At 41.9% G+C, this 2,133-nt stretch carries 1 protein-coding gene; it reads right to left on the reverse strand.

Going from position 1 to position 2,133, the window contains the following annotated elements; all coding sequences use genetic code 11:
• On the reverse strand, positions 1–2,133 hold a 2,133-nt coding region (locus tag OPS28_RS16940), incomplete at both ends, for a non-ribosomal peptide synthetase (RefSeq protein WP_265610657.1).

Raw genomic sequence — 2,133 nt, forward strand, 5'->3', positions numbered from 1 at the left:
ACCCTGGTGTTCGACTAATACCCCTTTTGGTAATCCCGTCGAGCCTGAGGTATAAATTACGTATGCTAGGTCTGAAGAAGTTGCATCATATAGATTGATATTATCTTCTGAATAAGAACGATACAAGCCTTTATCACTAACACAATACCATTTGGCATTTCCGATTGTATGTAAACCTGTGCTATGAGATGACTTCAGGACCAGACTTATTTCGCTATCCTGACACATATATGCAATACGGTCTACCGGTAACTCCAAACTTATTGGCAGATATGCCGCCCCTGCTTTCAATACAGCCAATACGGCAGCGACTTGCTCTGCACCGCGGGGCATGCATATGCCTACGACATCACCTCTTCTAACACCTTCATTCATAATTGCCTGGGCTAGGCGGTTGGCCCAAACATTTAGCTCTTCATATGAATATTTTTCATCACCAAATATCAAGGCAGTGTGTGCAGGATTAGCCTGCACCTGCTGTTCAAATAAATGGTGAACCTGCATATTGGTGGGGTAGTCGCGCTTGGTGTCATTCCACTCCTTAACCTTTTTATGGTCCTGCGAACCAATTAGCTGCAGCTCACCTATGGTTTGCTGCGGGTCCGACATCATACTTGTAAGGATCAACTCAAACACCCGACTAAACCTCTCAATGCTAGATTTGTCATATAACTCTGTGCTGAACTGCCATCCCAAGTGAATTTCACCTTCAAACTCAGTAGCATTCAACTCTAAATCATACTTAACTGTATTCATCGGAGCCGGAATAGCCTCAAGTGTTAACTCTGTCAACTCAGGCGCAACCTGTTTGGTGTTTTGCATGATTAACTGAATCTGGAATAAAGGGCTAAAGTCTAAGCTTCTGGGTAGCTCAAGTCTGTCAACAATTTGTTCAAATGGAGATTCCTGATTTTCATACGCGTTGAGAACAGTTTCACGTGTATTAGACATCAGCTCTGATACGCTCATATCGTTTGAAAACTGAGTACGTAATGCTAAATTATTGACAAAACAGCCAATTAACAGCTCAACATCCTGATGCAGCCGCCCAGCAACAGGAGTACCAATCACGATGTCATCTTGTGCGCTATAACCGCTAATTAAGACCGCTAGTGCCGCTTCTAACACCATAAACAGTGTCATTTCTTTGTCGCGACATAGAAGGTTAATAGATTGTGTCAGCTCTGCATTTAATACACTAGCGAAGTAATCACCTGCATGAGTACGCTGGCTAGTTCGTAAGTAATCTGTCGGTAAAACACTTAACGGAGAAACATCATTCAAATTATCCAGCCAATAATTTAACTGCTCTTTTATTCTCTCTTCTCTGTCATGCTGCCAAATTGCGTAGTCGAGATAGTCAATAGGCAATGCTGATAACGCATTTTTCTTGCCTTGTTTGTGATTTTCGTAAAGTCTACAAATTTCTTCGGTCAAAATCCCTAAAGACCATCCATCAGCTGCAATATGATGTAAAGTCAAGATCAATACGTGTTCAGCATCAGATAAAGATAGCAGTCGACTTCTAAGCATATGAGACTGTGTCAAGTCGAAAGGCGTATTCAACTCTTCCTTTACATGGTGCTCTATTAATCTTTTCTGCTCGTCTTCATCCGAGAGCCGTATGTAATTAATTGCTTGGTGATAATCACTTAGTACCACTTGTACAGGCCCTGACTTAGAGCGATGATACACACTTCGTAATACCTTATGGCGTTCTATTACCTTGTTTATAGTTTGCTCTAAAGCGGTAACATCAAGACCACCAGTTATTCTCAACGCTTGGGTCATGTTGTATTGTACTGACCCAGGGTTGAGCTGATCTAAAAACCAAAGTCTCTGCTGCGCAAATGACAGCGGTCCTTCCAGCAAATCAGGGTTATTTTTGATTGGTTCATATGATGAAAAGGTCAGCGCGCCTTTCGTGCTGATTTGTGATGCCATCTGTGCAATGGTTCCATGATCAAATACAGCCTTTATCGTCATGTTAAAATCAAAAAATGTATTTATCTTTGTGATTAACTGAGTCGCCAATAAAGAGTGCCCACCTAAATGGAAAAAGTTGGCCGTCACACTTAAAGGTTCATTCACCCTCAGCACGTCTTGCCAAATTTGCTCCAACGCTTTCTCTGT

The organism is Alteromonas sp. ASW11-130, assembly GCF_026183735.1.
Classification (GTDB): Bacteria; Pseudomonadota; Gammaproteobacteria; order Enterobacterales; family Alteromonadaceae; genus Alteromonas.